Origin of the sequence: Microcoleus sp. Pol11C3 (assembly GCF_036701485.1) — a bacterium.
GTDB lineage: Bacteria > Cyanobacteriota > Cyanobacteriia > Cyanobacteriales > Microcoleaceae > Microcoleus.
Map to the genome: position 1 here is coordinate 1 of NZ_JAUBQW010000099.1, position 24,488 is coordinate 24,488.

The 24,488-nt window shown below is 47.6% G+C and carries 25 protein-coding genes; 1 reads left to right on the plus strand and 24 read right to left on the minus strand.

Annotation, left to right across the window (positions count from 1 at the left end):
* Positions 1-287 precede the first annotated feature (287 nt).
* The 24 genes from QUA40_RS20255 to QUA40_RS20370 all read right to left on the minus strand — a co-directional run bounded on the left by QUA40_RS20255 (position 288) and on the right by QUA40_RS20370 (position 24,096).
* Entirely contained in the window at positions 288-1,037 is a 750-nt protein-coding gene (locus QUA40_RS20255) for an SDR family oxidoreductase (protein WP_333129071.1), read from the minus strand.
* A 32-nt stretch (positions 1,038-1,069) separates the two neighbouring features.
* A complete protein-coding gene (locus tag QUA40_RS20260; RefSeq protein ID WP_333129073.1) occupies positions 1,070-2,458 on the minus strand; it encodes a mercuric reductase in 1,389 nt (462 codons plus the stop codon).
* 249 nt (positions 2,459-2,707) lie between these two features.
* Positions 2,708-3,355, minus strand: coding sequence for a cysteine hydrolase (locus QUA40_RS20265; protein WP_333129075.1), 648 nt, complete (start codon positions 3,353-3,355; stop codon positions 2,708-2,710).
* A gap of 145 nt (positions 3,356-3,500) precedes the next feature.
* Positions 3,501-3,824 (minus strand): hypothetical protein, encoded by a 324-nt coding sequence (locus QUA40_RS20270; RefSeq protein ID WP_333129077.1) that lies wholly within the window; start codon positions 3,822-3,824, stop codon positions 3,501-3,503.
* A gap of 124 nt (positions 3,825-3,948) precedes the next feature.
* Entirely contained in the window at positions 3,949-4,365 is a 417-nt protein-coding gene (locus tag QUA40_RS20275; protein ID WP_333129080.1) for an SDR family oxidoreductase, read from the minus strand.
* Between the two features lie 202 nt (positions 4,366-4,567).
* The gene (locus QUA40_RS20280) at positions 4,568-5,389 is read right to left on the minus strand and encodes an alpha/beta hydrolase (RefSeq protein ID WP_333129081.1); all 822 of its coding nucleotides are present in this window, start codon (positions 5,387-5,389) and stop codon (positions 4,568-4,570) included.
* Positions 5,390-5,513: 124 nt separating this feature from the next.
* On the minus strand, positions 5,514-5,903 hold the full coding sequence (locus QUA40_RS20285) for a DUF6130 family protein (protein ID WP_333129083.1): 390 nt from the start codon (positions 5,901-5,903) through the stop codon (positions 5,514-5,516).
* Positions 5,904-6,184: 281 nt separating this feature from the next.
* The gene (locus QUA40_RS20290) at positions 6,185-7,180 is read right to left on the minus strand and encodes an alpha/beta hydrolase (protein ID WP_333129086.1); all 996 of its coding nucleotides are present in this window, start codon (positions 7,178-7,180) and stop codon (positions 6,185-6,187) included.
* The gene (locus tag QUA40_RS20295) at positions 7,165-7,422 is read right to left on the minus strand and encodes a hypothetical protein (protein ID WP_333129088.1); all 258 of its coding nucleotides are present in this window, start codon (positions 7,420-7,422) and stop codon (positions 7,165-7,167) included. The genes QUA40_RS20290 and QUA40_RS20295 overlap by 16 nt, the downstream gene beginning before the upstream one ends.
* 5 nt (positions 7,423-7,427) lie before the next feature.
* Entirely contained in the window at positions 7,428-8,294 is an 867-nt protein-coding gene (locus QUA40_RS20300) for an alpha/beta hydrolase (protein WP_333129091.1), read from the minus strand.
* Complete coding sequence (locus QUA40_RS20305) at positions 8,291-9,019, minus strand: dienelactone hydrolase family protein (RefSeq protein WP_333129094.1); 729 nt, start codon at positions 9,017-9,019, stop codon at positions 8,291-8,293. The genes QUA40_RS20300 and QUA40_RS20305 overlap by 4 nt, the downstream gene beginning before the upstream one ends.
* A gap of 38 nt (positions 9,020-9,057) precedes the next feature.
* On the minus strand, positions 9,058-9,489 hold the full coding sequence (locus tag QUA40_RS20310) for a cupin domain-containing protein (protein ID WP_333129096.1): 432 nt from the start codon (positions 9,487-9,489) through the stop codon (positions 9,058-9,060).
* 119 nt (positions 9,490-9,608) lie between these two features.
* Positions 9,609-10,478 (minus strand): alpha/beta hydrolase, encoded by an 870-nt coding sequence (locus QUA40_RS20315; protein ID WP_333129098.1) that lies wholly within the window; start codon positions 10,476-10,478, stop codon positions 9,609-9,611.
* Between the two features lie 115 nt (positions 10,479-10,593).
* On the minus strand, positions 10,594-11,220 hold the full coding sequence (locus QUA40_RS20320) for an MOSC domain-containing protein (RefSeq protein WP_333129101.1): 627 nt from the start codon (positions 11,218-11,220) through the stop codon (positions 10,594-10,596).
* Between the two features lie 23 nt (positions 11,221-11,243).
* The gene (locus QUA40_RS20325; protein WP_445300564.1) at positions 11,244-11,417 is read right to left on the minus strand and encodes an SDR family oxidoreductase; all 174 of its coding nucleotides are present in this window, start codon (positions 11,415-11,417) and stop codon (positions 11,244-11,246) included.
* Positions 11,414-11,944: an SgcJ/EcaC family oxidoreductase gene (locus QUA40_RS20330; RefSeq protein ID WP_333129105.1), complete on the minus strand. Its 531-nt coding sequence runs from the start codon at positions 11,942-11,944 to the stop codon at positions 11,414-11,416. The genes QUA40_RS20325 and QUA40_RS20330 overlap by 4 nt, the downstream gene beginning before the upstream one ends.
* A gap of 82 nt (positions 11,945-12,026) precedes the next feature.
* Positions 12,027-12,938, minus strand: a complete 912-nt coding sequence (locus QUA40_RS20335; RefSeq protein ID WP_333129107.1) for an SDR family NAD(P)-dependent oxidoreductase — start codon at positions 12,936-12,938, stop codon at positions 12,027-12,029.
* 111 nt (positions 12,939-13,049) lie between these two features.
* Positions 13,050-14,627: a GMC family oxidoreductase N-terminal domain-containing protein gene (locus QUA40_RS20340; protein WP_333129109.1), complete on the minus strand. Its 1,578-nt coding sequence runs from the start codon at positions 14,625-14,627 to the stop codon at positions 13,050-13,052.
* 427 nt (positions 14,628-15,054) lie between these two features.
* Positions 15,055-15,651, minus strand: coding sequence for a pyridoxamine 5'-phosphate oxidase family protein (locus QUA40_RS20345; protein ID WP_333129111.1), 597 nt, complete (start codon positions 15,649-15,651; stop codon positions 15,055-15,057).
* Between the two features lie 9 nt (positions 15,652-15,660).
* Entirely contained in the window at positions 15,661-16,278 is a 618-nt protein-coding gene (locus QUA40_RS20350) for a glutathione S-transferase (RefSeq protein ID WP_333129114.1), read from the minus strand.
* Between the two features lie 3 nt (positions 16,279-16,281).
* Positions 16,282-16,461, minus strand: a complete 180-nt coding sequence (locus tag QUA40_RS20355) for a hypothetical protein (RefSeq protein ID WP_333129117.1) — start codon at positions 16,459-16,461, stop codon at positions 16,282-16,284.
* A gap of 180 nt (positions 16,462-16,641) precedes the next feature.
* Entirely contained in the window at positions 16,642-17,178 is a 537-nt protein-coding gene (locus QUA40_RS20360) for a DsbA family protein (protein ID WP_333129119.1), read from the minus strand.
* Positions 17,179-17,386: 208 nt separating this feature from the next.
* On the minus strand, positions 17,387-18,016 hold the full coding sequence (locus QUA40_RS20365; RefSeq protein WP_333129121.1) for a response regulator transcription factor: 630 nt from the start codon (positions 18,014-18,016) through the stop codon (positions 17,387-17,389).
* Entirely contained in the window at positions 18,013-24,096 is a 6,084-nt protein-coding gene (locus tag QUA40_RS20370; RefSeq protein ID WP_333129122.1) for a protein kinase domain-containing protein, read from the minus strand. Before QUA40_RS20370 ends, QUA40_RS20365 begins: the two co-directional genes overlap by 4 nt.
* A 111-nt stretch (positions 24,097-24,207) precedes the next feature.
* Between QUA40_RS20370 and QUA40_RS20375 the strand changes: the two genes are divergently transcribed.
* Positions 24,208-24,444, plus strand: coding sequence for a hypothetical protein (locus QUA40_RS20375; RefSeq protein WP_333129124.1), 237 nt, complete (start codon positions 24,208-24,210; stop codon positions 24,442-24,444).
* Positions 24,445-24,488 lie beyond the last annotated feature (44 nt).

The window sequence follows — 24,488 nt, forward strand, 5'->3', positions numbered from 1 at the left end:
ACTTTTTTTGGCATGGCTATTTTTGCTCGATTTTTTCAGCAATTATAACAGACCTATGACAACCGGATTCCGTATTATACATTTATCTGCAAATTTTTGCAATCTTTTTCTATCATTCAACACTTCTGGTAAAATAAATAGCATTTTAAGTGTTTCTATGAGCTAATTCCCACCTAAAAGGGGCGCTTTACTCTGGTTTATTTCTCCCTCATTGAGTGCTTTGAGTTGAGTCCAAAGTGGACTGTACATAGCCCACTTGGAAGATTACTGGCTACTTTTAGAGCGCTTCAAATCTGTGCCATACCGCCATCAACAAACAGCTCGATACCGTTAACAAAGCTGCTGTCGTCACAGGCGAGAAAGACTACAGCTTTGGCAATCTCATCGGGCGTTCCTACTCTTCCCAGGGGGATAGCGCTGGCTTGGCTGTCTATGAATTCCTGCACCTGCTCACCGTTGAGTCCCAAGTGATCGTAACCAGGAGTAGGAACCACGCCTGGACTAATGGCGTTAACCCGAATTTTGCGTTCTTTGAGATCGAGAATCCAATTACGGGCAAACGAACGCACGGCGGCTTTGGTAGCGCTGTAAACACTGAAGGCTGGGGTAGCTACCGTAGTAGTCTGAGAGGCGTTCAGGATGATGGAAGCGCCCGGGGGTAACAGAGACAGTGCCTTCTGCACGGTGAAGAGCAGACCTTTGACGTTAGTGTTGAACGTTTTGTCAAAGTGTTCTTCGGTGATTGCTCCGAGTGGGGCGAGTTCTCCACCGCCAGCATTGGCGAAGAGCACATCGAGGCGACCTTGCTCTTGTTTAATCGTGGCGAACAGCCGATCTAGGTCTGCCAGGTTAGAGACATCGCTCTGAACACCAGTGACTTTTTCACCAATCTCTTTGACGGCGGCATCGAGTTCAGTTTGACGGCGACCTGTGATAAAGACATACGCTCCTTCGGCGACAAAGCGCTTGGCAGTGGCAAGACCGATGCCGCTGGTGCCGCCGGTGACAAGAGCGACTTTTCCTTCTAGTTTTTTCATGATTATTAGTCCAGTGGTATTGTACTTGTGGCTTACAGTTTTGAAAACAGCATATTTAATCCTTCAGTCATCGTGGGATGAGCTAAAACTCCATCGCGCAGAACGGTGTAGGGCATCTGAGCCTGCATCACCATCTGCACCGTCGAAATCACTTCACCCGCTTCACGACACAAGAGCGAACAACCAAGAATCCGACTTGTCTGGGTATCGATGATTGCCTTCATCAGTCCATCGGTTTGACCCTCTGTTATGGCTCGCAGAATGGCTGAGGCATCCAGCTTAGCCACTCGGATGGCATACCCTTGTTGCTGTGCTTTGGTTTCGGTCAGACCCACATGAGCCAGTTCTGGATCGATGAAGAGACAGGAAGGAACGAGGCGATCGCTCGTGCTGCGGTTGCCCCCATCAATCAGATTCGCTTTCACAATCCTATAATCATCAAGCGCCACATGGGTATATTGCGGCCCCCCATTGATATCCCCTAACGCCCAAATCCTCGGTATGTTCGTTTCTAGGCGATCATTGACTGGAATAAATCCGCGTGCATCGGTTGCTACACCAGCAGCAGCTAGATTTAAGCTGTCGGAGTTTGGTGTACGACCAACGGCAACGAGCAAATGCGAGCCTTGAAGCCCCATTGGACGATCGGCGACTTGAATTTGAAGTTTAGTTGCATTGCCAGAGCACTCGACCCTTAACACCCTTGCTTTCAGCAAGAATTCAATGCCATCTCGTTCTAGTAGCCTTTGCACCGCAATCGCAATATCTGGGTCTTGCTGTGACAGGATTTGCTCACTCTGCCCAATGACAGTGACACGACAGCCAAAGCGCCGGAACATTTGGGCAAACTCCAACCCAATGTAGCCACTACCGAGAACGATCAGGTGTTTTGGCAACTGTTCCAATTCCATGATCGACTCACTCGTCAAAAACCCAGTTTCTTTGAGTCCCGGCACGGATGGAATTAACGGTCGCGTGCCTGTATTGATAAACAATCGTTCTGCTGTGAGTAACCGAGTAGTACCCTCATCTGTTGCAACTTCAATTGTTTTAGGTGCCACAAAGCGAGCGGTGCCAATGATCAGATCGTCCCCCAAAGCGGTGTGCAGGTTGTGAAGATTTATTGGTCGAAGGGACTGCACGACCGATCGTTTGCGCTGAATCACTGCCGGCATATCAACTGTTGGTGGCGTCGTCTTGATGCCATAGCCTGCACTGTAAAGCACAGTATTTGCTACCTGTGCACTTGCCACCATCGTTTTGCTGGGAATGCAGGCAATATTAGGGCACGAGCCACCAATCATGTTTAAGCTGCGTTCAACCAGAGCGGTTTTACGTCCGTCAGCAACCAATGCTGGTGCCAGTGTTTTACCAGCTTTACCGCCGCCGATAATAATGTCGTCGTAGTACTGGGTATCCATTTCTATCTCCTTTGCGTTTAACGTTACTTCATTCGGCGATTGGGATTACTTCAAAGCAGAGCTTGCTGCTTCAATAATCAGTTTGGCAACCTCTCTTGGATAAGAGATAAAGAGCACATGACTTGCTTTGATCTCAGTTGTTTTAGCACCAATTCGCTTTGCCATGAATCATAGACAAACACCATTCCCACTTGGATTTTCCTGAGCTGCAAGTGCAACTGCCTCTGCAATTAGCCTCGTTGATAGGCGTTATGCCATTGCTGCTACAACCTCGTCCGTAGACAGAACGGCGTTGGCGATATACCCGAAATTAATCAGTGCTGCTTTGTAGCCATCGCCCAGTTCCGGATGTTGGGGCGCAGCCGTTGCGTCTTTGACGACGAGTACCTCAAATCCCTGTTCGATCAAGTCGCGTAGGTGAGCTTCAACACAAATATTTGCCAGCATTCCGAGGAGAATGACGTTGTTGATGTTGCGTTTACGCAGTTGTAAAACGAGGTCGTTGCTCTGGGGTCCGTAGGCTTTGTGGGGACTGACTACGATTGTCTTGCCATCTTCGATAAAGGGCTTGTAGCGCTCAAGCCAGTCAGCACCAGAACCCAAGAAACCATCGAGGCTCAACGCACCCCTGCGATCAAACTCCCTAGATTTAAGCATCATTTGCTCCACGGTTCCGGCAAATTTCCAGCCATAGTCGGTAGGGTAGTAATAGTGGGGGGAGATGAAAACTTCAAATTCATTCTGCTTCGCGGTTTTGAAGATTCGCTCAATGTTTTCGACGGTCTTGTTATCCTTGACATTGTTACCCACCAAGTCCCAGGAGACGCCTGTTTCGCTCAAGACATCGTTTTGCGGATCGATAACGACTACTGCGGTGTCATTCTTGTTGATGTTCATGTCTTTCTTCGCTTGTTGATGTTCACGGTTATCTTTGTTCTGGCACTAACGCAACACGGGTTTAAAAAAGTGCTTAACACGCGCTAGAGGATTTAATTTTTCGTACAAGTTCGCTGCATCAAGATACGGTTGTTTTTATACACCTCTAAAGTTCCAGACTGCGGGTTATCCAACGTGCCATCCCACACCCAATATTGATAATTTCCCTTCCGAAACTTGTACACTCAAACACTTCTGTCGCTTGGCTAGTTCCTCCGTCCAAACTTAAATTACCGTTGGGACTGGTCACGCGATAGAGCAGTTCACCAGAAGTATGATTCTGCCAAATATTGATGTTGTAGCCACCCTGGCATCTCGTACTCAGGATGATGCCAGCCGTAGAATCAGCAGAGGCTCTTAAGGAAAAATTAGCTAAGACACTAATTGGCAGAGCCTGGAGTAACGCGGATATTTTTAGTAGTGTTTTCATGGTTTTCGAGAGTGTTGTCAAACTAATTAGACTGAAATAATTCACATCGAATTGCTTTGAATAATTCTGTTACAGCTTTCAACTTAGCCTTCCTACGTCGTAGTGATGTTCACGGTTCTCCTCGTTAAATACCACCCGCGATGTGCAGCGTTTCCCGAGTGATCCAGGCTGAATCCGAGGATGCGAAGAAGACAGGGGCAGGTGCAATGTCCTGTGGCTGTCCGATGCGACCCAGTGGGGTTTGCGCTTCAATCTGTTTTTGGTAATCGCTCCCAATAATTCCCCCTGCCTGTATACGCTCCGTTTCCACCATCCCAGGATTGATAGAGTTGACACAGATCTTGCGTGAACCCAGCTCTTTAGCTAGCGACTTGGTTACGGCATCAACAGCGGCTTTAGTGGCGCTATAGACCGAGGCGGTCGCGAGCTTAGTGGTACTGGCGCTCGAACTAATGTTGATAATGCTGCCGCCTGCCGAGCCAAAGTACTTTGCTGCTTGTTGCGAGGTGAAAGAGTCGGTCGAAACCGGTTGCGGCAACACGAGAACATACCCCCTCGGATCTTCGACATTGATTACTGCACGCTCAATCGAAAGAGGGGAATGTGGTAATTCTCATGAACCCCTTTCCTTGTCAGTATTTGCAAGTTTTATTCTGTACTCAGCCTTTGCCCATGTATTTGCTTCCCCCTGTCACCAGCAGAGCACAGCGATTCCGATGTATCCGCGATGCGTTCACACTTCTCTATTGCGCGGTTGCAGCGTGTTCGATGATCTCGGCAACGGCGTCTGGATGGGAAACCATTACTACATGTGAAGCGCCATTTACTATGATCGTCTTCTTGGAGCTCGCGCGGTTCGCCATGAAAGACTGCACCGCTGCCGGAATGTTCAAGTCGCGATCGCCATAAATGAACCAGGACGGGATAGATTTCCATGCAGGCGCACCGGAGGCTTCATTTAACGCGGCTTCCATAATCGGACGCTGGGTACTAGCCATCAGTTGCGCGTCGTTAGCGGGCACATCTGCAGCAAATTGGGCGTGGAACTTGCTCTGCTGAATATACAGGTCTTTGCCACCATCGGGCAGGACAACCGGCGGCGCGAGGGTCGGCGTGAGCGTGCTGCCCGGATAACGTCCTGAGAGTTCGGCGGCAGTCTCGCCTTCCTCAGGAGCAAAGCCAGCAACGTAGACCAGTGCTTTCACATTCTTGTTTCCATTGACTGCATTGGTAGTTACCGAACCTCCGTAGGAATGCCCAACCAGCACGATAGGACCGTTAATGTCTTTAAGGACGCTAGCAACATAGTCTGCATCGCTCTTAACGCCACGTAGGGGATTAGCCACAGCAACGGTTGGGTAACGTTTTGTGATCAGTTTGGTCAATACCCCATTCCAACTGGAAGACTCGGCGAACGCGCCGTGGACAAGGACGATCGTAGGCTTATTGGCTTGTGCACTGGCACTATTCATGATGGCTCCGAGAGAAGTGATTGTAATGGTTCCTAAAAAGAGAATGACAATTAGAAGCAGGCGAATGCCGTTCCTGAAGCTGAGCATATTCATGTTGTGATTTCCTTTGAATTTATTTCGTTGGATAGGCTGCAACCGTGATGTGAGAAATTGACCGATGTGGGTTGCGATAACGAAGCGTTGCGAAGTGTCGATCGCATCATTTCACAGACCTGAATCATCGCTTAAGATCGGGCATTGTGAACGTCACTGTTTCGCTGGTGATTACTTTGTGTGTAGGGTCGGCTAGTTCGATCAGCACCTTGTGTGGACCAGGTTCCAGTCCGACTAGGATCAAGGTTTCGCCGCTGGTGTCAACAAAGTGCCACGGTGCGTTGTCAACAGTAATGTGGATATGTCCTATACGAGGCGATACATCTAGGGCACCTTCGCCGAACACTGGCAACACGCGCAGGTTCTCCGTCCGATACTGGATGAAGACACGTCCCAGGGACAGCGGATCGGAAAGCGGTGGATCGACAATCAGCTTGGGTGGTGCTTCATTTTTGATCGCGATCAGCGGAGATGAGCCGATGATGTCCTTGGCGCTTGGGGTATAACTGTCCATTGTAGATGGGTGTTTAAGTATGATTTGCATACTAGTTCCTTGGAGAAAGAGGAAAATTGCAAGATTGTCGCTTCGGAAAAGGCGTTAACGTTTTTTCGATTGCAATTTTTTATTCGCACAAATCAAGCAAATATGAATTACAGTCGTGATGGGAAAGATTGACTGTCTCTGAATTATCCAAGGAAGATTGGATTAGTCAGAGCAGTGTCACGCCTATGATGACCAAAACCTAATAAGGACAAGAATTACTGATAAATAGCAGTCAAAGAAACGATTGCTCTCTATTGCAAATGTTTCTTCAGTTCAGCAGCAGCCTGGACAAACAGAGAACGAACTGCTGGAACCTCGGCTAAACCATTGAGTAATCCGAAGTCATGAATCATGCCGTCGTACTGCACGAGCGTCACGTCTACTCCAGCTTCATCAAGCTTGCGTCCATAGGCTGTACCCTCGTCATGCAAAATATCACTCTCTGCCAACTGAATTAATGCTGGAGGTAAGCCTTTCAGTTGCTCAACCGTTGCCTGTAGGGGAGAGGCATATATATCTTTGCGCTTTTCTGGGTCAGGGATGTACATGTCATACATCCACTTCATCGTTGGTGTAGTCAAGAAACGTTTGTCGCCAAATTGGTGATAAGAATTCGTTTCAAAATCAGCATCGACAATCGGCCACATCATGATTTGTAGCTTGATGTGCGGTCCTCCTTTCTCCTTTGCCTTCAATGTGGTGACAGCCGTCATGTTGCCACCGACACTGTTTCCGACAACAGCCAGGTTTTTGCCATCAACGCCAATCTCTTCACCGTGTTCGGAAACCCATTTTGTCGCGGCATAGATCTCATTAATTGCTTGTGGATACTGAGCATCTGGTGTGCGCGTGTAGTTGACAAAGACGCCCACAAACCCGGAAAGCACAACGAGATAACGAACCATGCGCTTGTGGGTTGGATAATCACCCAAGACCCATCCACCACCATGAATAAAAATGAAAACAGGCAATGTGCCTTTGACCCCTTCAGGTCGCACGATATTGAGCGTAATCGTGTAACCATCAGCAGTAATCGTCTTCTCAGACTCTTCAATGCCGGAAAGATCGACTGGAACGGAAGCCTGAGCATCCACGAGTACTTGACGCGCTTCAAGCGGAGTCAATGTCTCTAACCCTACACCACCAGAATTCAGCTCTTTCAAAAATCCCTTCACTTCTCTGGAAAGGCGCGGATCATCTGCAACTTCCAAAATTTTTGCTGCTTGTGAATTTACTTGAGCAACCATGACATTCTCCTTTGATAAGTAGTAAACAAGCGGATGCTATGTATGTCACCAACTGGCAAGCCGAAGCTGACCAAACCAGCAGGATTAAATACGTGAATGTCTTTCAAATAAGGGGCAGTGCCAGGTACTTTTTCTTGGTATTTGTGGGCGCTACCGAGGTAAGGGTGCATCCCCAAATTGTCGTCGCGCAGGTCTTCTGGTGGCTCGTAGCGATTGCGCCAGAGGGCAATAGGCTCTTGCAAGTCGGCTAGTTCGGGACGCTAACGTGGGTGGTCAGAAAGCAGCGAATATGATCTGCGATCGCATTTCCGTCCTCTTCTAGGGCAAAGTGTCCAGTATCCAGCAAATGAAACTCAAGGTTCTGCAAGTCACGTTTGTAGGCATAGGCTCCCTCTACTAAAAAGCCCCGGTCATTTTTGCCCCACACCACCAACGTCGGTGGTTGATACTCACGAAAGTAGGCTTGCCATTGCGGATACAGCAACACATTGGATTGGTAGCTATATTTCAATGCCAGTTGAATAGCTAGGTTGCCAGGGCGATCGAGGAAATGTTGATCCAGAGTCCAAGTATCGGGACTGAGGTTTTCTAGATTCTTGACTCCTGTTGTGTAATACCGTTTCGTACCCTCCGGTGTCATAGTCTGGCGCACTTGCTCGGCATTTTCAGGTGTCTTACTCTGCCAATAGGCTCTCATTGGCTTCCAGAAATCACCTAACCCCTCCTCGTAAGCATTGCCATTTTGCACAATCAGCGTCTCTACCCGCTCTGGATTCTGCGTTGCAAGGCGATAGCCAATAGGAGCCCCATAGTCCATCAAGTAAAGACTGTAGCGTTTCAAGCCGATCGCATCGATAAAACCTGCTATTACTTCGGTGAGATGATCAAAGGTGTAATCAAGTTCATCTACCGCAGGCATTGAACTATACCCAAAACCAGGATAGTCAGGTGCAACCAAATGGAATTGATCAGCAAGCGCAGGAATTAAATTGCGGAACATATGAGATGACGTTGGGTAGCCGTGCAGCAGTAAAATTGTTGGATTATCACGGGAACCCGCTTCACGATAGAAAATATCTAAACCATCAATCGAGACTGTTCGGTATCTGGTCATGCGGTTGCTCCTTGTATGACACCACTGCCTAAGTGTTGTTTCAAAAACGCCAACGTGCGATCGCCTGCTAATTCTGCGACTTCTTGGCGATAAGCGGAACTACCCACGCGACTAAACCCGTGACTTACTCCTTCGTAGCGATAGATTGTTACCAGGGGGTTGTCTTCCAGTCCTTGCTGAATGGTCGCTTGAGCGCTTGGTGACACATACTCGTCATTTCCACTCATATGCAATATCAGCGGTTTCTGAATCTTTGTCGCCTCCGCTAAATTCTTGTCAATCTCAACACCGTAGTAACTGACGTTGGCATCCGCATCGGTACGTGTTGCCATGAAATATGCCAGTTTGCCGCCCAAACAAAAACCCACACTGCCGACCTTGCCTGTGCTGCTGGGATACTGCCGCAGAAAAGACAGACTCGCCTTCAAGTCTTCTACGCCGCTATCCACATCAAACGCTTGGAGTAGCTCAAAACCTTTAGTCCGCTGCTCCTTAATTTCAGAATCAAGCTGCACACCCGGTTCTAACCGCCAGTACAAATCTGGCACGAGCACCAGATAGCCTTCTTTGGCATAATCATCAGCCGTCTGGCGCATATTTTGGTTGACCCCAAGAATTTCCTGAATCAACACAATCCCCGCACTAGGCGGAGTACTGGGTACTGCTAAATAGGCGCTAAAACTGCCTCCAGACAAGGCTGGAATGGTTACACTTTGAGTTGTCATAGTTTCCTCTTGCGGGGATGTGTAATGATTGTGTCCAATTAAGGCAAGGTTCCGGGCGGTCCCAGAATTTCGTCGCCAACCTCGGCAGAAATGCGGTCATACAGCGCCATGTCTGCTGGTTCTGTTTCCTCCACCGTTCCGACGGTTTCAACCACCCGAGCAAAAGCACTGGGCGCAGCAACAACCAATCCGCGAGCTGATTGATCGCTGGACGTGGCGACCACATGAGGGGTGGTTGGAGGAATTAGATAACTGTCACCGGGTTTTAGCACCACCTTGTTCTCACCTGCCCAGACTGTGAACTCCCCTTCCAGCACATAGAGTTGTTCGGAATAGCGCGTGTGGCGATGCAGAGGTGTTTGTGTTCCAGGTGGGAAGTAACCTTCGATCAGATCGTACTGGCCTCCGGTTGTAGTGTGATCAGCGACGATGGTGAGACGAGTGCCAAATAACCAGAGAGTCTGTGTCATGATGTTCCTCTTGGTAAGTAATTTGTGTGATCAATACTCAAGCTTCTGACTCAAATTGAGAAAGCGTTCATGAATGGCCGCTGACTTAATGGCAAGTCAGCAGCCATACTTTGCGTTGATTAGGCAAGGACGGGTTGCAGCCGTGACGTGAGAAATTGCGTGATGTAATTTGCGATCGCATCCCCATCCTCTTCCAAGGCAAAGTGTCCGGTATCAAGTAAATGGAACTCCACGTCTTTCAGGTCACGCTGGTAGGGGTAAGCACCTTCGGCAGGGAAGATGTAGTCATTCTTACCCCAAACAATCAGGGTGGGGGGTTGATATTTGCGGAAATACTCCTGCCATTGCGGATATAACGGTGGATTGGTGCCATAGCTATAAAAGAGCGTCAATTGAATCTCAACATTTCCTGGCCGATCAAGGAAGAGTTGATCCATTGTCCAAGTGTCAGGGCTAATCGCTTCAGGATTGCGGACGCCGTTGGTGTACTGCCATTTGGTTGTTTGCAGTGTGAAAAAGGGTCTAAGCTTGTCAGCATTCTCAGGAGAACGATCTTGCCAATATGCCTTGATCGGGTTCCAAAACTCCCGTAGACCTTCCTCGTAGGCATTCCCGTTTTGTACAATCAGCGCTTCCATTCGCTCTGGATTTTTAGCTGCAATGCGATAGCCAATGGGAGCACCATAATCCATCACGTAGAGGCTGTATTTCTTGATGTCGATCACGGTAATGAATTTCTCCATGATCTCTGCCAGGTGATCAAAAGTGTAGTCAAACTCATCCACTGTGGGCATCGAACTGTTACCGTAGCCAGGATAATCGGGGGCAACCAAATGGAAGCGATCGGCAAGCGCACTCATGAGATTGCGGAACATATGAGATGAGGTCGGAAAGCCGTGCAAAAGTAGAATCGTCGGGTTATCACGAGAGCCAGCTTCTCGATAAAAGATATCTAAACCATCGATCGAAACCGTGCGAAATGTGGTCATGACTTTACTCCTTGTGAGTTTATTGGTAGAGGTGAAATTGTGGTCTGATGCTTGTCAATGATGATGTATTGTTCTGTTGCAATCTTGAGCGCGTGATTGATTGAGATAAAAAACGCTATCGCTGGAAATAGTCGCGCCAAGTTTTGAGTAGGGCTTCAAGTTGAGCAGCGCGGTGAAGTAACTCTGGATTATCCTCTTTGCCAACATAAAGTTGAGTAATATCGGCAACAGTGATATTGTTGTCATCCCGGCTCACAAACTCTAATGTGTCTCCGGCTCCGACTTCGCCCTCTTGCAAAATACGGAAGTAAAATCCGGTTCGATGACTTGCGAGAAATCGTTTAACCATATCAGGTCGTCCAAAGCGAATCCCAAGTTTGTAGCAGGGTAGGCGAGGTTGTGTCACCATCAGTTTTACAGTGCCGATCGCAAACAGATCACCAATGTTCACTTCCTCTTCTCTGAGCCCAGTGATCGTGAAATTTTCGCCAAAGATACCTGGCGGGAACTCTCTATCAGGCAATTCACTTTGCCAGTAATCATAATGATCGAACGGATAGACATAGATGACTTTGTCTAATCCTCCAGGAACGGTGAGATCAGCCTGTGCATCACCGTCTAAATTGAGCGATCGCACCATCACCCGTTTGCTGACTGGCTCTTTGAAAATTCCAGTGCTAACGGTTTTCCCTTTCCAGGTCACTTCACGCGGAAGTCCGACGTTGACAGAGATGAGTTTCATCGTTAACTCCAAAGTTTTAGACTTCAAATCTGTGCCATACCGCCATCGACAAACATCTCGATGCCGTTTACAAAGTTGCTGTTGTCTGAAGCCAGAAAAACAACAGCTTTGGTAATCTCATCGGGTGTACCGACTCTTCCCAGAGGGATCGTGTTAGCTTGGTTGGTCACAAATTCCTGTAACTGCTTGTCATTCAGTCCCGATCTGCTTGATGATGCTGCTTGAGGCCTGAAACGAGGTCGGTCACTTGACGTTGAGCCTCTGCGTTCAGTGAGTCAAAGTCGTCTAAAAAGAATTGACGTTCTAGCGTTAACTTCCGGGTATTGAGCAACCCTTCGATCTGCCAACCTTCGTCGCCTTTCGTTACGACGTATAGCGGCAGCGAATCTCGTGACGGTGAAGTTTCGGTTTGTCCGGGCAGTATTACCCTGATAACTACGAGCATGAGCGCGAGTTGCGAGTTCACGAAGCGGACAAAATCCACCTCACCCTCCAGGCGTGTTCCTTTGACAACCGTGTCGAACGCTTGCTGATGAAATGCAGCGATTTCTTTTCGACTCTTGAGATGGGTGCCCTCGAACGTGATGAAATCGGCAGTTTCGCTGAACGGGGCAGCGAAGCCTTCGCGGCTACCTCGATTCCAAGCATCAATCATCTGGCGATGGAAAGCACGGATTACCGACTCGTCAGCATTAGTGGTGGTTTGAGCTGCTGGTGAAATCATAGTTTTGAGTTTTCCTTTTAAGTGATAGACCAGTTTTCAAGCGGCATAGAGGGTGTTATGAACTCTTGTTCAAAAACACCGGTCAGGCGAACAGGCGCAACGATTCCTCCCAGAGCCGATCAGCGTTGTCCGGGTCGAGGGCATAGGGGGCAACGCCACTTATATAGCCGTTGCCGTTTGCGACGATGGTGGCTTCGTTGCAGTCCTCGAAGTAGCGCCCGCCGATGCCCTCCAGCAGCACAGAGCTCGCCAGCAGAACGGAGGTCGCTGCGCCCTGCTCCGGTGTTTTCTGCCGCTCAGGTGGAGTTTTAAGACCGTCAGTGTAGCGTTGGAGGTTGGTGGCGATCGCACCGGGCATTAGAGCGTTGGCGGTGATGCCATCCTTGAACCAGCGCGCAGTGGCCCCGACAGCGAAGAGGATATTTGCGGTTTTGGATTGTCCGTATGCTAACCACGGGTCATAGGGGCGAAACGCGAAGTGAATATCGTCGAATACCACTGGCGACATCAGGTGACTGCTGGAACTGACAGACACAATACGTGCGGCACCATCTTCAGCCAGTGCATCATGGAGTCCGATTGCCAGGGCAAAATGCCCCAGATGGTTGGTAGCGAACTGCATTTCCCAGCCTTCAGGCGTGTGCTGTTCGGGTGATGCCATCACACCTGCGTTGTTGAGAAGGATGTGCAGCGGTTCATCCCATGCAGCAACAAACTTGGCGATCGAGGCTCGGTTAGCCAGGTCAAGCTGGGCAACGTGAATGTTCTGGTTCCCTGTGGTAGCGGTAATGTCAGCCGCCGTCTGCGCTCCTGCGTCGGTGTTACGCACAGCCAGCGTCACCTCAGCCCCAGTGTGAGCCAGTGCCCGCGCCGTCTCTACGCCAATGCCCGATGCGGCTCCGGTGACGATCGCCCGCTTGCCAGAGAGAGCGATTCCCTCTGCTACCTCAGCAGCGGTGGAATGGCGTCCAAATGGTGTCGTAATCTGTGCCATTGTATGCTCCTTTAGAGATGTCGAGTGTTTTATTTGCGCTCTTTAATATCGGCAGATAAACTCCAGAGCAGGCGTGATGACCTGTGATCGGTCAGAGACCATCGCTGATTCCTAGACAGACGAATGGGCTGGATTTTGTACGTTGTAGTTGGCGAGAAGAGTTTGTCGAGTGGAACTTGCTTTAATTAAATCGGCTGCTTTTTCACCAATCATGATGGTCGGTGCGTTCGTATTGCCTGTGGTAATCCTTGGCATGATCGAGGCATCCACGACACGCAACCCCTCAATTCCATGTACTCGTAGTTCAGGATCTACCACCGCCATTGGGTCAGTGCCCATTTTGCAAGTGCCCACCGGATGCCACACTGTACTGCAAGTTTCCCGGACGTAAGCAACGAGTGCTGCATCACTCTGCTTATCAGCACCCGGAGCGATTTCCTTACCGCGAAACTCATCCAAAGCACTTGCACCGAACAAGTTACGGAGTAATTTAATCCCGACAACGAGCTTTTGCACATCAGCTTCACTTTGGAGATAGTTCATTTGAATCATCGGTGTGTCTTTGGGGTCAGGCGATCGCAAACTGACACTGCCAATGTTTTGGGGATGAGTCAAACAGACGAAACTTGTGAATCCTAAACCAGAGTGGGCATAACCAGGCGGTGCCAACACAGCCGGACCGAAGAGAAACTGTAAATCTGGCGCAGCATCCAGATTCCCCTCAGTATGCAAAAACATGCCAGCTTCACCGATACTACTGGTGCTTGCCGTGTGTAAATCCTGAGTTGCCTCGTGTGCCACGGGCACGACAGGGTGGTCTTGGAGGTTCTGACCAACTCCAGGCAAATCAGCCACTACCGGAATTCCCAGCGCTTGCAGGTGTTCTGCATCCCCAATGCCGGAAAGCAGCAGCAGCTTAGGCGAATCGAACGCGCCCGCACTTAAAATCACTTCGGAGTTGACCCTGACTTGGTGCAGTGTACCCTCATGCAGGTATTCCACCCCAACGGTGCGGGTACCCTCAAACAACAAGCGAGTCACCAACGCTCCTGTCGTTACAGTTAAATTGGGACGCTGGAGAATGGGCACAAGGAAGGCAGCAGCGGTACTATGCCGCTTACCATCCTTGATCGTCAACTGATAGAGTCCTGCTCCTTCCTGCTGCATTCCATTCGGATCGGGATTGTGGTCATATCCTAGTGCCACTGCTGCGTCTACAAAACGTTGGGATACCACAGCAGGCGCAATAAGATCGGTGACACTCAACTCTCCATCGACCCCGTGAAATTCGGATGCGCCTCGTGAGGAGTGTTCCGATTTCTTGAAGTAGGGCAAAACATCTTGGTAACTCCAACCGGGATTCCCCAATAACTGCCAGTGGTCATAGTCGTGAGGATTACCTCGCAGATAAATCATGATATTAATCGAACTGCTGCCCCCCAGAACTTTGCCACGGGGACAAAAGATTTTGCGGTTATTCAGGTAGGGTTCGGGTTCAGAGAAATAGCTCCAGTCCACAGAGGAGCCTTGTAGACTGAGGCATTGGGCAGGAATTTGAATCTCTGGTTTCGTATCTGGGTTACCCGCTTCGAGCAGTAACACGTTTGTGTCACTGTCTTGTGTCAGACGGTTAGCGACCACGCAGCCTGCCGAACCGGCACCAATCACAATATAGTCATAGTGAGTCATGAAAATCTTCCTTCTTTGTTGTCTGTAATAGCTTTAATTTTGTTATTGCGCGGTATATCTACCATCACGATGATTTGCCGACGACTTGCAATAACGATTGCTCCAGCTTGAGCTAATGCGTAGAAGCGAAGCGGCTGTCGGAGACATCACACTGGCTTTACCAATCTCCGATGTTTCACCTGTAACGAGTGCGACTTTTCCAGATAACGCGATCATTGTTAATTTTCTTGTTTACTAAAGTGAAATAACTAATGCAAGATGGTAGAAATAACCTAGGATTTGAAAGACCCAAAAATCTGACTTTAAAAACTTTTTTGTCTACTCCCTGCCTTTTATATTCTGCTTTCTTGCACTAGATTGTTCCTATTAATTAATAACTTGTGCGATCGGCAGGAGTTGAAGAAGTGTGATGTACTAAGGGTACGTCCTACCGATCGCTCAACTGCTGTTCTAATTCAGCAATCCGAGCTTGCAGAGGAGCCATCATCACTTCAACTTCTGTTTCTGAATAGCGGATGGGAATATGCTGAGGACAATTCTCGCTGGTGGCTTCTACGTGAAAGAGGATAGCGCGTTCAATTTCGGCAGGATAATTTGGAATTTTTAGTCGTTCAATTAATGCGGAATCCCCTTCAACATATTCGGCTCTTCCCCAAATCTTTATGCGTCTGCGATGCCGATAATCCATCAGGAACAAAAACGCTTTGTCATTGCCAGATAGATTGCCCACCGAGATGTACTGCACATTCCCAGAAAAGTCTGCAAAGCCGAGGGTTTTCTCATCGAGTACCTTCAGGAAACCAGAAGAACCGCCCCGAAACTGGATATAGGGATAGCCATTAGAACTGACAGTTCCCAAGTAAAACCCATCGAGTTGCGCGATGAATTCCTCAAGTTTGGGAGTAATCGAATCATTGGCAGGACCCTTTGCAATGTAGCGTTCATAGCTCTGCCGCGAACCCCGCTGTTCTTGTGCGACTTGCACTTCAGGTGTAAAAGCAATTTCTCCAAATTTACGTGGCATAATACCCTCTTAAGCTACAACAGGCTCTGCAATGCCAATCATGCCGACAAAACCAGAAAGATGTTTGACGCGATCGATCCAAACCAGCACATTTGGGTAATTGTCTAGGGAAATTTTGCCATCGGGGGCGAGAGCAACATAAGGGAAGACTGCCACATCGGCGATCGTCGGACGTTCTAACTCCAGCCATTGGCGATCGGCTAAACGATGGTTCAGTTGAGTCAAGATGAACGCTGCTTTCTGATTTGCCTGTTCTAGGTTGATGCTGGTCGCTTTAAACAGGTAGTACAAACGCGCTGCTTCTGGGCCTTGCCGAATTTCTCCTGCTGCTGTCGATAGCCATCGAATCACGCAACTCATGGGTTCTGCCTCTGAGGACAACCAAGATTCACCCCCATACTGCCTCCCCAGGTAAACGAGAATCGCTTGAGCATCCGGTAGAACAGTATTTCCATCGACTAATACTGGAACCTGGCCAAAGGGATTTAGAGCTAGAAATTCCGGCTGTTTGTGCGCCCCTGCTGACAAATCGACTTTAATCCATTCGTAGTTTAAGCCCAGCAATGAGAGCATTAATTTTGCTTTGTAGCTGTTGCCAGACAGTTCGTGACCGTAGAGCTTAATCATGGATTAGTCCTCCAAATTAAATAAGGTTAAAGAAGGACAATCAGCGGGAAGCGATTCCCTCTCTAGTGGGAACACAGAGGCGAATGCCGAAGGCGCACTCAGAGCGATCGCACAGAGGACATCCCAAATAGTAGAAATTTTCTTTGCACAAGGCTCAGTATCACTAGATTGAAGGCGATTCATAAATACTAGACCTCTTGTAAATCTTTAGTTCTATTACCTTGTTTTCCTGTTAAGAGTTCCCGAATAAGAGCAAAAAGTCTATTAATTAGGCTATTGGTCTAAATTGGGACATCCAGGTGAGGGAAGGGAACAGGGAACAAATATTTCTGTTAATTTGTCCTGGCGAATGGTTGGTAGCTATTAATTACTTACAGTGACAATGGCTGCCATCAATTGCTCAATATTCCAGAGGCTGGTATATCGAATTCCATTAATAAAGAGTGCTGGGGCAACCTTTACTCCACTGTGTAATCCACTTTCGATATCTTGATTGATGCGATTGATATGTACTTGACTGAATATATCTTGCAGAAATTGAGGGATATCAAGTCCTAAATTATTGGCATATTCCACAAGATGATCGTTTCCTAACTCTTGTTGATGGGTGAACAAAATGTCGTGCATTTGCCAAAACTGACCTTGGGCGGCTGCCGAAGCGGCCGCTTCGGCTGCACGTTGGGCATAAGGATGTATTTGCGGCTGTGGAAAGTGGCGAAATACAAAGCATAAGTCGTATAGCTGTTGCTGGATCGCCTTGATTAATTGGTGAGTTTCGCCACAAATAAGACATTGATAATCACCATATTCAACGAGTGCCACTGAAGCGCTCACCAATCCCTGAATATGATCTTGTTCAGAAATTGGCACAAGCAACCGATTATAATCACCGAGACTCATTGGCACCTCTTAGGAAAAAAGTGCAGCAGGTAGAGACAGATGATTGCTATAAAACATCTTTCAAATTTCGGTAAATCAATACCTCTGTGTTATCTGTTGCATACTCTCAATTTAGAGAGTTAAGTCGATTTTGTCGCTGAGAAAAGCCTCAGAAGATAAGCTGACAAGTTATGCAGATGATAACCTGACAAATTTGACAGGTATGACGCTATAAGCTAACAATGCCCCGCCTTAATGCAACGATCACGGCTTGAGTGCGATCCTCCACGCCCAGCTTACTTAAAATATGATTGATATGAAAGTTGACAGTGCGTTCAGTAATATGTAGGGCCTTGCTAATAACTTGGGTACTCTTGCCCGTTGTAATGAGTTGAAGTACCTCTAACTCGCGATCGCTCAATTCTGGACTCGTCATGCGCTCCAAGAGTTTGGCACCGACGCGGGGTGGAATGTGCTTCTGTCCTTTTTGAACTGCACGAATCGCGGATAACAATTCTTCTGGCTCAGCATCTTTGAGTAAATATCCTTTGGCTCCTGCTCGTAATCCCTGATAAATGTCTTCATCGCCCTCGTAAGTCGTCAATACGATAATCCGAGCAGCAGGAAACTCGGTGCAGATGGCAGTAATCGCAGCGACTCCATCCATCTGGGGCATTCGCAGGTCCATCAAAGTTGCATCTGGCTGTTCTTGACGAAAGACAACGAGTGCCTCCTGACCATTTCCCGCTTGTCCAACAACAAGGATATCTGGTGCTTCTTCCAGCATCGCGACCAAGCCCTGACGCACAACCGGGTGATCGTCTACAACCAGAACACGAATGGCATTAGGTTGACTCATGATGGTTTTTCCTGCTGATTTACAGACACCGCGATTTCTGTTCCTTGTCCAGGGGCACTCTGGATCTGGAGTTGTGCTCCAATGCGATCGGCCCGTTCTGACATCCCCAATAAACCAAACCCATTGTCACTAGAAGAACGATCGATTGTAAATCCCTGCCCATCGTCCTCGATCCGTAATATACACTGGGTAGGCTGATAGGTTAGTTCAACACGAATTTCAGTCGCCTTTGCATACTTTAGTGCATTAGTCAATGCTTCCTGTCCAATCCTGAGCAGATTATTCTCAACCTCAGAGGGTAGCGGATAGGGAATACCGATGGCTTCACACATAATTGTCGTACCAGAGGATGATTCTAACTGGGTTGCCAGTTGCTTGAAAGCGCTGAATAGATCGTTATTTTCCAATAAGTATGGACGGCGTAGCGCCTCTACAGAGCGGCGTGCCTCCGTGAGTCCAGTTCGGGCTAAGTTTTGTACTTGAGCCAGGTAAACCTGAGCTTTTTCTGCGTCTACCGTTATCTTGCTAGCAGCAGATCTAGCGTGAATGATAATGCCCGTGAATGACTGCGCCAGCGTATCGTGAATTTCTCGCGCCATGCGGTTGCGTTCTTCTAGGATAGAGGCTTCTTCGGCGCGTTTGCGATCGCTAATATCAAGAATCACACCCAACATTCGCACAGGCTGTCCGGCTGCGTCATAAATGCCTCGACCTCTGCCAACCAACCAGTGAATACTACCATTCGGGTAGATCACTTGATATTCAGCTTCAAAATCGGTATGAGTTGCTAGAGCTGCTGTAACAGCTTGCTCAATCCGATGAATATCTTTTGGATGAACGCGATCGCGCCATGCCTGATAGCTACTCTCAACTTCACCGGGGACCAACCCCAGCAATCGAGCGTGGTTATCGTTCCAGTTTGTTGTATTCTCCACGATATTCCAGTTCCAACTGCCGATGTGGGTGAAATCCATTGTCAGCCTGCGTTGCTCTTCACTCTGGCGCAGAGCGTTTTCAATTCGTTGGCGCTCTTCAATCTCCTGCGAAAGCAGCAAAGTCCGCTCAATTACTCGTTGTTCCAATGTTCGGTTATAGTCGGCTAGCAGTTTCTCTGCTTGTTTACGCTCAGTGATGTCTTGAAAGGCTGCGATCGCATAAACTACATTGCCCTGTTCGTCAAAGACGGGAGTGCCCCACACCTCAACAGGGATCGTTTGGTTATTTTGGCGAATTTCTACGTCATCAATCGTAGTGCGTTCGCCGCTCAACGCCCGGATGATTGGCATTTTTTCAGTAGGGTAGATTTGATCCGTTCCCGTCACATAAAATTGATAAGCCTCTGCGATTTGATCCGGCGGTACGGCAGGATCAATCCCTTTGCCCATGAGATTAATGCCCCGTTGATTGGCATAGTAAGGGCGACCCGTCGCATCAATGGCGGCAATTCCTACGGGAATCGCTTCTAAAAATTGAGCCATCTGACTTTCGCTCGCGCGGAGCTTTAAGTAGAGTTTGGCATTTTCGATCGCGATCGCTGCCTGGGTCGATAACAGATTCAACACCTGCGATCTAGCGGGTGTAAACGCTCCAGTTGCTGATTGATTTTCGAGATACAACACGCCGACGAGCTTACTTTGATTCAGCAGCGGCAAACAAAAAATAGATTGCGTTTGGTTGCATTGAATATAAGGTTCATTGATAAAATTACCTTCACGAGTGGCATCATTTAAGATGACAGCTTCATGAGTCCGGAGCACATACTGAATGATTGATTCGGGTAAGCGAGTTGCCATTGGAATTGATTGCAGCACTCGCGTAGCAGAAACATTCTCACCGTCATTGAATTCACAAGAAGCCTCGATCGCCCATTCTCCTGAGTTTTCCAGGAGCAGGCATCCAGTTTGGGCCCCAGCATTTTCAATTAAAATTTGCATTAAAGAACTGAGCAACTGCTCCAATTCAATTTCACTTGAAATTGCTTGAGCTGCTTTCATCACCGTTGCTAAATCGAGAGCAGTATTTGAGGTATTTAAGGTAGTTCCATTCGTAGTGCGAACTGGTGTAGAAACTACTTTGGACGACTGAGGAAATAGTTGAGGATAGCGAGTTTCTAAATCCTTAACCTTTGCCGTTGCTCCCCAGCGTTCATAACAGTAATGAGCTTCCTTCATGTAGAGCTGGGTAAACTTTTCCAAACCTCTCGCTAGATAATGCTTGGCAGCTAATTCGTATGCTAACGCCTCTTCCTGGATATATCCGTTTTCTCTAGCTCCTTGAATCGCTTGTTCGTAAAACCCCTCAGCCTCTAACAACTGACCCAAAACTCGCGCTTTCTCTGCCTCAACTAGATGATACTTATGCAAAAAATTCATAGGCGCATGAAGTGCCCACTTGTGCAGTTTTTCCTGATTGTTGATTACGTTAGGGAGCAATGCTTTTTGTTCTGTATCAGGAACGGATGAATAAATTGCCAATCGGACTAAAGAGTCATAAAAGCGAAGCAGTGGCATCGTTACCTGCCCTGGTGCACCTTTTAGATACCCCTCAGCCGCATTTGCACTCTTTAACGCTTGAGTAAACTGCCCAAATAAATAGCATAGGATCAGCTTGTTGATATAGAAATATTGAAATCCAAGAGAATCATTGTTTGCTAAATAGCGGTTCAATCCCTGTTGCTCCTTGTAAACAACGCCTTGTAAACAGCAGGGGTTATTAACCTGTCCTTGTAAGTTAAGCACTGCTTGCCAAAAGATTTGATGGTAATTTAAGCAAGTTTCCTGCTTCAATTGGGCGATGGCACGGCTGTAATTTTCCATCTCCTGTTCTAATTCTGTCAGTTCTAATCCACTGAAATATAAATACTCACATTTTTGGTAAGCCGCTAAACCTGCAAACATGAAATCTCCGGTTTCTACTCCGCTGGAGTAACTTTCCTGCAATAGGGATGCAATCTCCCTAAAATGGGACTTTCCAAAGCTGATGCCTTCTGCAACAATTAGAAAGGTTTTGCTTTTAAGTTCTTGCACATTCAGCCTTTCCACAAGGTTGAGGGCGAGTTGACCCAACTGATGAGCTTTCTCTACATCCTGAGTTGCTGCGGTGATAACGACTCCATAACAAGAATAGGCAACCGCAGAAGTGGGTGCATTGCCATATTGAATCGATAACTTGACTTGCTCACATGCCATTAGCCAAAACAGTGCAGGTGCAGCCTGAAAGGCAGGAGAAGCGATATTTGAAATAATCCGCATGGCTGCCAATTTACTGACATCTGTCATTAAAGGTAAATGCACTAAATCTTGAATATTCCTTCCTTGCAGAACTTCTCTTGTTTCTGAAAGTGCTTGTTGAATCTGCAATTCTGTGGGCAGTTCTGGCAGGTTTAGCCCTAGTTTTGCCAACACTTTCAACCCGACTTTAATCGCCTCTAACTTGTAAGTTTGTGCTACATAGGTTTTGATTGTAACCTCATGAACTTTCACTTCATCTAAAATGGTTATGGCTTCTTGCAAAACAATAGTAACCCATTGCTCCATCGCCAGAAAGTCACCAGATAGATAGGCAGTTTCTGCGGCTTCTTCATGGAGAACCAAACTGAGGTCATACTGATGTTGCCAACTATCGGTTGTGAGTAACTCGATGCCTGCAATTGCATACTTCAAACCTGTACTATAGGCAGTTGCCGCTTTGGCTTTTTGGGCTGCCATTAAGCTGAGTCTGGCAATGCTGTTTCGTTCCTGCTGAGAGACGATGAGATCAACCCCTGAATTGAGATGATCGACAATTTCAAAAAGCCGCTCTGATAGCTGTTCTGGCAAAGTCTTTTCAAGTAAATTGCGACCGATTTGAAGGTGAACAATTTGTTGGTGCGACTCATCAATCAAGGCATAGGCAGCTTGCTGCACACGATCGTGCAAGAACTTATAGTCTTGAACTAATAAGTCTTCGTCTAATTCAGATAGCGGTTGAATGAGACCAGCTTGGATTGCTGTTAATAAGTTTTGGAAAACTGCTTGAGGAGATTGATCGCAAACAATCGCCAACGTTTCCAAATCAAACTCAGCCCCAACACAAGCGGCTAAGCGGAGAACTTGCTGGGTGTTCTCTGGCAATTTCTTCAACTGGCTCAGCAACAACTCCACCACATTATCAGTGATATCTTGAGCTTGGATTTGATCAATGTTCCACTGCCAGCTTAAGTGTCCCGCATCAAAAATCAATAGATTTTCGCGATACAGCACCCGCAAAAATTCATTGACAAAAAAAGGATTGCCATTGGTTTTGTATAGAACTAATTCAGCTAAGGACTGAACAGTGTCAATATTCTGATGTAGGGTTTCAGCAATCAACTGGCTTAATGGCTCCAGCGTCAAAGGTGCCAGGATCATCTCCTGAAGCACTACCCCTTGCTTTCGCAGGCTGTCCAGCGTTAATAACAGTAAGTGGGCTGAGTTCACCTCATTATTTCGATAAGCTCCGATCAGAAATAGGGATTGGGTTTGCTCATCCAGCATCAGCAACTCGATTAACTTGAGTGTGGCAGAGTCTACCCACTGCAAATCATCTAAGAAGATCGTAAGGGGATGTTCCTCTGAACAAAACACTCGCACAAACTGCTGAAAGACCCGATTGAAGCGGTTCTGAGCTTCCATTGCTCCAACTTCAGGAACAGCTTGTTGCTGACCGATCATCAGTTCTACTTCAGGAATTACATCAATGATGATTTGTCCATTGGTTCCCAATGCTGTGAGCAGACGCGATCCCCACTGTTGCAATTGCTCGTCGGGTTCACCCAGCAGTTGCTGCACCAATTTTTGCAGGGCATGGGCGATCGCACTGTAGGGAATATTGCGCTGAAATTGATCAAATTTACCAGAGATAAAATAGCCGCGCTTTTGGGTGATTGGTTTATAGAGTTCCTGCACTAATGCTGATTTCCCAATTCCAGCATAGCCAGACACCAACATCATTTTGGCTTTAAATCTTGGGTTGCCCGTTTGTTTCCTCTCCCAAGTCGCTTCTGTATTGTTCTGTAAAGAAGCGACGCGATTGTCCTCCGGACACGCTACGTAATCTGCGCTAGCTTGCGGCTTCTCCAACGGAGTACGCAGCAGCGCTTCGCTATCGAAAGCTGCTAGTAACATTGCAACTTCCTTATCCCGTCCATACAGTTTTTGTGGAACTTGAAACTGATCAGAAACATCTTGAAGACCTAGTTGAATACTATCAATTCGACCAGTTTCTTGTAATTGATGAACACAGAGTTCTAAATCGGCTTTGATTCCCCAAGCACTTTGATAGCGCTCCTCCGCATTTTTCGCCATCAATTTCAAAATAATATCTGAAACGGGTTTGGGAATCGTTGCATTCAGTTGGTGAGGTGGAATAGACTGTTTGGCAATATGACAATGGACTAGCTCAAGAATGTCCGTTGTTGGAAACGGTAGGTGTCCAGTTAGAAGTTCGTAGAACGTCACACCGAGTGAGTAAAAATCGGTGCGGTAATCGAGCGAACGGTTCATGCGCCCTGTTTGCTCTGGAGACAGGTAGGCAAGTGTCCCTTCTAACACATGCGGGCTTTTGAACGTTGGATGAGTGTGGCTAAATTGGGTAGCAATCCCGAAGTCAATGATTTTGACAACGCCAGTATTCGGATTAAGGACGATATTGCCGGGGTTGATGTCTTTGTGGATGACATTAGCGGCATGAATTCTGCCCAGAATATCTGTGAGGTTGATCGCAAGCTGGAGAAACGTGGATAAGGGCATGGGGCAGAAGGTTTCTGGGCGCTTGTACATCCATTGCTCTAGGGACTCCCCGCCAAAATCTTCTAAGAGAATGACGAGAGTGCGTTGATACTCCTGCTGGCTGTATGCCTTGACAACTCCTTCCTCTTTGAGGGAACGGGTAATTTTATATTCCTGTCTGTAGCGAGTTAGTTCTTGGGGAGAGGGATAATTTTGCTTGAGCATTTTTATGACGATAGCTTGATCGTCAGGGACGCTGATGCCCCGATACACCAGAGAATTAGAACTTTCGTAAATTTTGCTTAGAATAGCAATACCCGGTAGAGCAACCATAGAGCTTCTCTGGATGAGTACGATGGGAGATACCTCAAACTATAGAACCCATTGAAGATTTTTAGCGAGATCGGTAGAGCAGCCGTGAGCCCCTAAAAGCTCTTTTTAGCCGTGATGCCGATGCAACCGAGCGGTATCGACATACAACCAGCCGCCGATGCGGTGAGACTCATCAAACAAGCTCAATCGGTAAGACAAGGCCCGCCCCAAGCAGTAATGTTTTTGAGTCGGGCAGTGAAGGGGACAAAACTCAAAACTGAAGCAATGGAGTTGTTAGGAAAACTTACACCCACCATCAAAGTGTTCAAATCAGTCATTAGACCTCTTGCGAAAGTGCGCTCGTTCTAGGTAAAATAAAAGAAATAATTAGCTCCCATAATATGAATTACGAA

What these genes read in the sequence shown, in the direction of transcription:
- QUA40_RS20255 (WP_333129071.1), bottom strand. Translation starts at nt 1,037, where the DNA reads ATGAAAAAACTAGAAGGAAAAGTCGCTCTTGTCACCGGCGGCACCAGC.
- QUA40_RS20260 (WP_333129073.1), bottom strand. Translation starts at nt 2,458, where the DNA reads ATGGATACCCAGTACTACGACGACATTATTATCGGCGGCGGTAAAGCT.
- QUA40_RS20265 (WP_333129075.1), bottom strand. Translation starts at nt 3,355, where the DNA reads ATGAACATCAACAAGAATGACACCGCAGTAGTCGTTATCGATCCGCAA.
- QUA40_RS20270 (WP_333129077.1), bottom strand. Translation starts at nt 3,824, where the DNA reads ATGAAAACACTACTAAAAATATCCGCGTTACTCCAGGCTCTGCCAATT.
- QUA40_RS20280 (WP_333129081.1), bottom strand. Translation starts at nt 5,389, where the DNA reads ATGAATATGCTCAGCTTCAGGAACGGCATTCGCCTGCTTCTAATTGTC.
- QUA40_RS20285 (WP_333129083.1), bottom strand. Translation starts at nt 5,903, where the DNA reads ATGGACAGTTATACCCCAAGCGCCAAGGACATCATCGGCTCATCTCCG.
- QUA40_RS20290 (WP_333129086.1), bottom strand. Translation starts at nt 7,180, where the DNA reads ATGGTTGCTCAAGTAAATTCACAAGCAGCAAAAATTTTGGAAGTTGCA.
- QUA40_RS20300 (WP_333129091.1), bottom strand. Translation starts at nt 8,294, where the DNA reads ATGACCAGATACCGAACAGTCTCGATTGATGGTTTAGATATTTTCTAT.
- QUA40_RS20305 (WP_333129094.1), bottom strand. Translation starts at nt 9,019, where the DNA reads ATGACAACTCAAAGTGTAACCATTCCAGCCTTGTCTGGAGGCAGTTTT.
- QUA40_RS20310 (WP_333129096.1), bottom strand. Translation starts at nt 9,489, where the DNA reads ATGACACAGACTCTCTGGTTATTTGGCACTCGTCTCACCATCGTCGCT.
- QUA40_RS20315 (WP_333129098.1), bottom strand. Translation starts at nt 10,478, where the DNA reads ATGACCACATTTCGCACGGTTTCGATCGATGGTTTAGATATCTTTTAT.
- QUA40_RS20320 (WP_333129101.1), bottom strand. Translation starts at nt 11,220, where the DNA reads ATGAAACTCATCTCTGTCAACGTCGGACTTCCGCGTGAAGTGACCTGG.
- QUA40_RS20330 (WP_333129105.1), bottom strand. Translation starts at nt 11,944, where the DNA reads ATGATTTCACCAGCAGCTCAAACCACCACTAATGCTGACGAGTCGGTA.
- QUA40_RS20335 (WP_333129107.1), bottom strand. Translation starts at nt 12,938, where the DNA reads ATGGCACAGATTACGACACCATTTGGACGCCATTCCACCGCTGCTGAG.
- QUA40_RS20340 (WP_333129109.1), bottom strand. Translation starts at nt 14,627, where the DNA reads ATGACTCACTATGACTATATTGTGATTGGTGCCGGTTCGGCAGGCTGC.
- QUA40_RS20345 (WP_333129111.1), bottom strand. Translation starts at nt 15,651, where the DNA reads ATGCCACGTAAATTTGGAGAAATTGCTTTTACACCTGAAGTGCAAGTC.
- QUA40_RS20350 (WP_333129114.1), bottom strand. Translation starts at nt 16,278, where the DNA reads ATGATTAAGCTCTACGGTCACGAACTGTCTGGCAACAGCTACAAAGCA.
- QUA40_RS20355 (WP_333129117.1), bottom strand. Translation starts at nt 16,461, where the DNA reads ATGAATCGCCTTCAATCTAGTGATACTGAGCCTTGTGCAAAGAAAATT.
- QUA40_RS20360 (WP_333129119.1), bottom strand. Translation starts at nt 17,178, where the DNA reads ATGAGTCTCGGTGATTATAATCGGTTGCTTGTGCCAATTTCTGAACAA.
- QUA40_RS20365 (WP_333129121.1), bottom strand. Translation starts at nt 18,016, where the DNA reads ATGAGTCAACCTAATGCCATTCGTGTTCTGGTTGTAGACGATCACCCG.
- QUA40_RS20370 (WP_333129122.1), bottom strand. Translation starts at nt 24,096, where the DNA reads ATGGTTGCTCTACCGGGTATTGCTATTCTAAGCAAAATTTACGAAAGT.